Genomic DNA, 6,805 nt, shown 5'->3' with positions numbered 1-6,805 from the left:
CCCCGAGACCGCGCCGAGCTTCACGATCGGGATCGAGGAGGTGTTCGACGTCAAGATCGCCTCATCCTTCTCCAGGATCGCGCCGATGCGCTGGAACAGCTCGAGCTTCACGTCCTCCCGCTCCGAGGCGGCCTCGACCACCAGATCACGATCGGCCAACGCCTCCAGATCGGTCTCCACCCGCAACCGGCCCCGGATCGCCCCCAGCTCGACCTGATCGATCTTGCCGCGGCTCAGCGCACGCTCCAGCGAGGCATCGATCCGCGCCCGCGCCGCATCCGCCGCCTCCTGCCCGACCTCGACGACGACGGTGTCCAGACCCGCCTTCGCCGTCACCTCCGCGATGCCCGAACCCATCAAGCCGCCCCCGACGACTCCGACCCTCTGGAGCCGGCTCGGCCCGTCCACGCCTGCCATCAGCGGAACGCGGACTCGCCGGTGAGGACCTGGCCGAGCACCAGGGTGTGCATCTCGACCGTGCCCTCGTAGGTGAGCACGGACTCGAGGTTGTTCATGTGCCGGATGACGGGGAACTCCAGCGAGATGCCGTTGCCGCCGAGGATCGTGCGGGCCGTACGGCAGATCTCGATCGACTCGCGGACGTTGTTGAGCTTGCCGATCGAGACCTGCTCGGGACGCAGCAGCCCGGCGTCCTTGCGCCGGCCGAGGTGGACGGCCAGCAGGTAGCCCTTGATGTACTCCAGGCTCATGTCGGCCAGCTTCTGCTGGGTCAGCTGGAACCCACCGATCGGCCGGCCGAACTGGTGGCGGTCGATCGCGTAGCGGCGCGCGGTCTCCAGGCTCGAGCGGGCGGCGCCCAACGCGCCCCAGGTGATGCCGTAGCGGGCCTCGTTGAGCGCCGAGAGGGGTCCCTTGAGGCCGCGGACCTCGGGGAAGACCGCGTCGGCCGGCAGGCGTACGTCGTCCAGCACCAGCTCGCCGGTCGCCGAGGCCCGCAGCGACATCTTGTGCTTGATCTCGGGTGCGGAGAAGCCGGGCGTGTCGGTGGGCACCACGAAACCGCGGATGCCGCCGTTCTCCTCCCCCGCGTTGGCCCAGACGACCGCGACGTCGGCGTAGGGAGCGTTGGAGATCCACATCTTGCGGCCGTTGAGGATCCAGTCGGTGCCGTCGCGCCTCGCCCGGGTCGTCATCGAGCCGGGGTCCGAGCCGGCGTCGGGCTCGGTGAGGCCGAAGCAGCCGATCGCGTCGCCGGCCGCCATGCGAGGCAGCCACTGCTGCTTCTGCTCCTCCGAGCCCCACCGCCAGATCGAGAACATCGCCAGTGAGCCCTGCACCGAGACCAGCGAGCGCAGACCGGAGTCGGTGGCCTCGATCTCCAGGCAGGCCAGGCCGTACTCGGTCGCCGACATCCCGGCGCAGCCGTAGCCCTCCAGATGCATGCCGAGCACGCCGAGCTCGCCCAGGCCCTTGGTCAGCTCGCGGATGTTGGGGATGGCGCCGTTTTCGAACCAGTCGGTGATGTGCGGCTCGCACTCCTTGTCGAGGAAGGAGCGCACCGCGCCCCGGATCGCCTTCTCGTCGTCGCTGAGCAGACTGTCCAACGCCGCGGGGTCGGTCGGGTCGAGCGGCGGGAGCTTCATCGGGTCGACGTGGCTGGTCATGCGTTCTCCTGGTGACTCTGTGGGGTGGATAGCCAATGACGGATCTCGTCGGTGTGCTCGCCCAGACGCGGTGGAGCGGCGTAGACGGACACCGGGGTCTCTGAGTAGGTGATCGGGTGGCGGACCTGGGGCGGCGCGCCCGGGCCCATGTCGACGAGCGGGGCCAGCCCCAGGGTCTCAGCCAGCGCCAGACCGTCGGCGACGCTGCCGACCCGGCCGGCGGGCACACCCGCGCGCTCCAGCCGCTGGGCCCAGGATGCGGCGGTGTCCGCGGCCAGCAGGACCTCGAGGTCGACGACCAGCTCCGGCCGGTGGGTCACCCGGGCGGCGTTGGTGGCGTACCGCTCGTCGTCGGCGAGCGGCTCGTGCCCGAGCACCGCGGCGAGCTTGCGGAACTGGCCGTCGTTGCCGCAGGCGATCGCCAGCGGTCCGTCGGCGCAGTCGAGCAGCTCGTACGGGGCGATCGAGGGGTGGGCGTTGCCCATCCGGCGCGGCGCGATGCCCGTGGCGAGATAGGAGGAGGCCTGGTTGACCAGCGAGCCCAGCAGGCTGGAGAGCAGGTTCACCTCGACCCGCTGTCCTCGGCCGGTGAGCTCTCGGGCGCGCAGCGCCGCCAGGATGCCGACGGTGGCGTCCTTGGCCGTCAGGACGTCGACGAGCGCCACGCCGACCTTCATCGGCTCGTCGGCCGCACCGGTGACCGACATCAGCCCGCCGACCGCCTGGACCAGGAAGTCGTAGCCCGCGAGATCGGCGCCCTGCGCGGAGCCGAAGCCGGTGACCGAGCAGTAGACGACGCCGGGGTTGTCGCGTGCCACCTCGTCGTGACCGAGACCGCGCTTGTCGAGGTCGCCGACCTTGAAGTTCTCCACCACCACGTCGGCCCGGGAGGCCAGCCGGCGGGCCAGGACCAGGTCCTCAGGCGAGGACAGGTCCAGGGTCACCGACTCCTTCGAGCGGTTGGCCGACTCGAAGTAGGACGAGGAGTTGGCCGTCCACGGCGGCCCCCACGAGCGGGTGTCGTCGCCGGCGCCCGGCCGCTCGACCTTGATCACCCGGGCACCGAGGTCGGCGAGGGTCGCGGTGGCCAGCGGCCCGGCGAGCACACGCGAGAAGTCGGCGACGAGGATCCCCTCGAGCGGGCGTACGGCCGTGCTCATCGGACGCCGTCGACGCGCTGCGGAACGCCCCACGGGTTGGCGGCCCTTCCGGCGGCCGGGAGCCACTCCTCGGCCACGCCCTGGTAGGCCACCGGGCGGACCCACCGGTCCAGCGCGGCCGCACCGACCGAGGTCGACTCCGGACGCGAGGTGGCCGGCCACGGGCCTCCGTGCTGCTGTGCCCAGGTCCAGGCCACGCCGGTGGGCCACTCGTCGACCGTGACCCGGCCGACCTGTCCGGCGAGGGCCGGCACCAGCCAGGCGGCATCGGCGTCGGTGGGGGTGCCGTCGGTGAAGACGGCACCGGCGAGGCTGCCCTGGAGGCGCCCGAGGACCTCGCGCAGCTCGCGCGCCGAGGCGTACTCGACGACGAGCGCGACCGGCCCGAAGCACTCCTCGACCAGTCGACTGCCGGCATCGATCGCGGCGATCGGCGCGCGGAGGACGACCGCATCGGTGCTCCAGCCCTGTCCCGATCCGGGTGCGGTCGCCACGACCTCGGCGCCGGCATCGACCAGCGCGTCGACCCCGGTCCGGGCGGCCTCGGCGATGCCCTGCGTGAGCATGACCGGCTGCGGCGCGGCCGCGGTCAGCGCCTCGCCGACCGCGTCGGCGAACCCGGCGCCCGCCGGAGCGAGCAGCAGGCCCGGCTTGGTGCAGAACTGGCCGGATCCGAGGGTGAAGGAGGCGACGTACCCGGCTGCCACCTCGGCGGCACGCGCCGCGGCACCCGCCGGCGTGAGCACGACCGGATTGACCGTGCCCATCTCGGCATAGACGGGGATGACGACCTCGCGCTCGTTGGCGATCCGCCACAGGGCCAGGCCCCCTGCCTGCGACCCGGTGAAGCCGACCGCTGTGATGCCGGGAGAGCGGACCAGCTCGGTGCCGGCCGTCAGGCCGCTCACCATCCCGAACGTCCCGGCGGGCGCGCCGGCCTCGGCCAGGACGGCGGCGGCGGTCTCCTGCAACCGGACGCAGGTCAGGGAGTGGGCCGGATGGGCCTTGGCCACCACCGGGCAGCCCGCGGCGAGCGCCGAGGCGGTGTCGTTGCCGAGCACGCCGAAGCCGAACGGGAAGTTGCTGGCGCCGAAGACGGCGACCGGACCCACGGGGTGGTTGACCCGGACGAGCCCGGGGGCCGAGTCGCGCACGACGCCCAGGTAGGCGCCCTCCGCGGCGACCTCGCCGTAGAACCGGATCTGCGCTGCCATCCGCTCGACCTCGCCGCGCAGCCGCGGCAGGCCCAGGGCGGTCTCCCGGTCGGCCAGCTCGGCGAGCTCGTCGCGGTGCGCGACCAGGGCGTCAGCGAGCGCGTCGAGCCAGGCCCGACGCCGGGCCGGAGAGGTGTCGGCAAGGGTCGCGGCCGCACCCTGAGCCGCTGCCACCGCGGCGGCGACCTCCTCGGTCGTCGAGTCCGCGACCGTGCCGAGTGGCGCCCCGTCACGCGGTCGGTAGGAGGTGGTCCCGGCACTCACAGCGACGCCACCCCCGCCTCCAGCACGTCCAGGGCATCGCTCAGCAGGTCCTCGCCGATCACCAGCGGCGGCAGCAGCCGGATCACGTTGCCGTACGTCCCGCAGGTGAGCGTCAGGACGCCGTGGCTGTTCGCGTACGCGGCGACCTTCCTGGCCGCATCCGGAGCGGGGATCGTGGTGCCGCGCTCGACGAACTCCATCGCCAGCATCGCGCCCCGTCCACGGACCTCACCGACGGGCGACGACGGACCGACCAGGGCCTCGAGGCGGGGCCTGGCGATCTCCTCGATGCGACGGGCCTTCGCGGGCAGGTCGTCCCGCTCGATCACCTCCAGCGCGGCCTTGGCCGCCGCGCAGGCGACCGGGTTGGCGGCGTAGGTGCCGCCGAGACCGCCGGGGGCGACCGCGTCCATGATCTCGGCGCGGCCGGTCACCGCGGAGAGGGGCATGCCGCCGGCGAGGGCCTTCGCGGTGGTGATCAGGTCCGGGACGACCCCCTCGTGGTCCACGGCGAACATCCGGCCGGTGCGTCCGAGGCCTGCCTGGATCTCGTCGGCGATGAAGACGATGCCGTTCTCCCGGGCGTACGCGGCGACCTTCGGCAGGTAGCCCTCCGGGGGCACGATGAAGCCGCCCTCGCCCTGGATGGGCTCGGCGATGATCGCGGCCACGTTGTGGGCGCCGATCTGGGTGGAGATGACGTCGACCAGCTGGTCGAAGGCCTCCCCGGCGACGTTGGAGGCGTCGCCGGTCCAGCGGTAGGCGTACGGCGACGGCACCCGGTAGACCTCGGGCGCGAACGGCCCGAAGCCCTCCTTGTACGGCACGTTCTTGGCCGTCATGGTCATCGTGAGCAACGTCCGTCCATGGTAGGCGTGGCTCAGGACGACGACCGCCTGGCGACCCGTGTAGGTGCGGGCGATCTTGATGGCGTTCTCGACCGCCTCGGCGCCGGTCGTGAACAGGCCGGTGCGCTTCTCGTGATCGCCGGGAGTCAGCCGGTTCAGAGTGGTCGCGACATCCACCGCCGCCTCGTACTCGGTCACCATGAAGCAGGTGTGGGTAAACCGCTCGACCTGGGTCTGGACGGCAGCGACCACCTCGGGGTGCGAGGCGCCGACGCTGGTCACGGCGATGCCGGAGGCGAGGTCGATCAGGTGGTTCCCGTCGACGTCGACGATGATCCCGCCGCCGGCCTCGGCCACGAAGACCGGCAGCGTGACGCCGAAGCCGGCGGCGAAGGCAGCGCTGCGCTGCTCGTGCAGCTTGACGGACCTGGGGCCGGGGATCTCGGTGACGAGGGTGCGCCTCTGCTCTGGGGTGGCCATGGTGTTCCTCCGGGGTTGTGGGTGCTTCAGCGGGTGGCGGCGAGCAGGGCGAGGGTGAGGCGGGTCAGCTCGTGATCGCCGCCGTCGTCGTCCTCGGGGTGGAACTGGACACCGAGGACCCAGCGGGCAGGGTCCTCGATCGCCTCGACGATGCCGTCCAGGGCACGGGCCGCGACGACGAGGCCCTCGCCGACCCGGTCGACGGCCTGGTGGTGACCGGAGCGCACGGTGAGGGCCCCCGCGCCGAGGATCCGGGCGAGCCGGGTGTCGTCGAGGACCTCGATCTTCTCGTCGAGGAACATCGGCTCGCCGGGGCCGCCGCGGTGCAGCTCGTACGCCTCGATGTCCGGCAGGATCGAGCCGCCGTAGGCGACGTTGATCAGCTGGGCGCCCCGGCAGATCCCGAGCACCGGCAGCGCTGCCTGCTGGTAGGCGCCGAAGAGCTCGAGGCTGCCGCGGTCGGCGTGCTCGTCGACGCCGTAGGAGTTGGCGACCGGGCCGGCGGCGCCGCCGTAGCAGGCGGCTGAGATGTCGCCGCCGCCCAGGATGAGGAGCGCGTCCGCCGCCGCACCGGTCGCAAGGGCGCCGGCCAGCTCGCCCGGCACCGACGAGTCGATCAGGTCGTACGACGCACCGGCGGCCGTCAGGGCGGCGAGCGCGTTGCTGGTGAAGCGGCGCACGAGCTCGGCGACGTGCTCGGTCATGTCGGGGAAGTTCAGCGAGACCAGCACCGCGACGTGTGGGCGGCCCTCGGCGGGCGCGAGCGCGCCCGGGGAGTCGACCTCGGCGCGGGTGACGACAGGAGTGCCCATGCTGCTCACCGGCCTACGTAGAAGACGCGCTTGTTGACGAACTCGCCGATGCCCAGCGGACCGAGCTCGCGGCCGAAGCCGGAGCGCTTCGTGCCACCGAACGGCACGTCGGCGAAGCCGTCGGCGGCCGGGATGTTCACGTTGGCCATGCCGACCTCGAGCCGGTCCGCGACCGCGATCGCGCGCTGCTCGTCCGTGCTCCAGACCGCGCCGCCCAGACCGAACTCGACGCCGTTGGCCAGCTCCACGGCCTCCTCGTCGCTGGTCACCCGGTAGACCACCGCGACCGGTCCGAACAGCTCCTCGGAGTAGGCCCGCATCTCGGGGGTGACCCCGGTCAGGACCGCGGGGGCGAAGTAGGCGCCCTCGCCCAGGGTCCCGCCGGCGTGCAGGGTCGCACCC

7 protein-coding genes are annotated in these 6,805 nt (G+C 72.6%); all 7 read right to left on the bottom strand.

Annotated features, from left to right (window positions below; all coding sequences use genetic code 11):
- On the bottom strand, positions 1-417 hold a 417-nt coding region (locus tag KSO98_RS18300; protein WP_263642987.1), incomplete at its 3' end, for a 3-hydroxyacyl-CoA dehydrogenase NAD-binding domain-containing protein.
- A complete protein-coding gene (locus KSO98_RS18295) occupies positions 417-1,625 on the bottom strand; it encodes an acyl-CoA dehydrogenase family protein (protein ID WP_225287199.1) in 1,209 nt (402 codons plus the stop codon). The genes KSO98_RS18295 and KSO98_RS18300, both read right to left, overlap by 1 nt.
- Entirely contained in the window at positions 1,622-2,785 is a 1,164-nt protein-coding gene (locus KSO98_RS18290; protein WP_225287198.1) for a CaiB/BaiF CoA transferase family protein, read from the bottom strand. Before KSO98_RS18290 ends, KSO98_RS18295 begins: the two co-directional genes overlap by 4 nt.
- Complete coding sequence (locus KSO98_RS18285; protein WP_225287197.1) at positions 2,782-4,263, bottom strand: aldehyde dehydrogenase family protein; 1,482 nt, start codon at positions 4,261-4,263, stop codon at positions 2,782-2,784. The genes KSO98_RS18290 and KSO98_RS18285 overlap by 4 nt, the downstream gene beginning before the upstream one ends.
- Positions 4,260-5,591, bottom strand: coding sequence for a 4-aminobutyrate--2-oxoglutarate transaminase (gene gabT, locus KSO98_RS18280; RefSeq protein ID WP_225287196.1), 1,332 nt, complete (start codon positions 5,589-5,591; stop codon positions 4,260-4,262). The genes KSO98_RS18285 and gabT overlap by 4 nt, the downstream gene beginning before the upstream one ends.
- A gap of 26 nt (positions 5,592-5,617) precedes the next feature.
- Positions 5,618-6,403 carry a gamma-glutamyl-gamma-aminobutyrate hydrolase family protein gene (locus KSO98_RS18275; protein WP_225287195.1) on the bottom strand — a complete coding sequence of 262 codons (786 nt, stop codon included), beginning with the start codon at positions 6,401-6,403 and terminating at the stop codon, positions 5,618-5,620.
- 5 nt (positions 6,404-6,408) lie between these two features.
- Positions 6,409-6,805: aldehyde dehydrogenase family protein (locus KSO98_RS18270; protein ID WP_225287194.1), on the bottom strand; the 397-nt coding region annotated here is incomplete at its 5' end.

Source organism: Nocardioides nematodiphilus (assembly GCF_020216525.1).
GTDB classification, from domain to species: Bacteria; Actinomycetota; Actinomycetes; order Propionibacteriales; family Nocardioidaceae; genus Nocardioides; species Nocardioides nematodiphilus.
This window is presented reverse-complemented; position numbering and strand designations above follow the sequence as displayed.

Coding starts and splice junctions, on each gene's coding strand:
- KSO98_RS18295 (WP_225287199.1), bottom strand. CDS start 1,625: ATGACCAGCCACGTCGACCCGATGAAGCTCCCGCCGCTCGACCCGACC.
- KSO98_RS18290 (WP_225287198.1), bottom strand. CDS start 2,785: ATGAGCACGGCCGTACGCCCGCTCGAGGGGATCCTCGTCGCCGACTTC.
- gabT (WP_225287196.1), bottom strand. CDS start 5,591: ATGGCCACCCCAGAGCAGAGGCGCACCCTCGTCACCGAGATCCCCGGC.
- KSO98_RS18275 (WP_225287195.1), bottom strand. CDS start 6,403: ATGGGCACTCCTGTCGTCACCCGCGCCGAGGTCGACTCCCCGGGCGCG.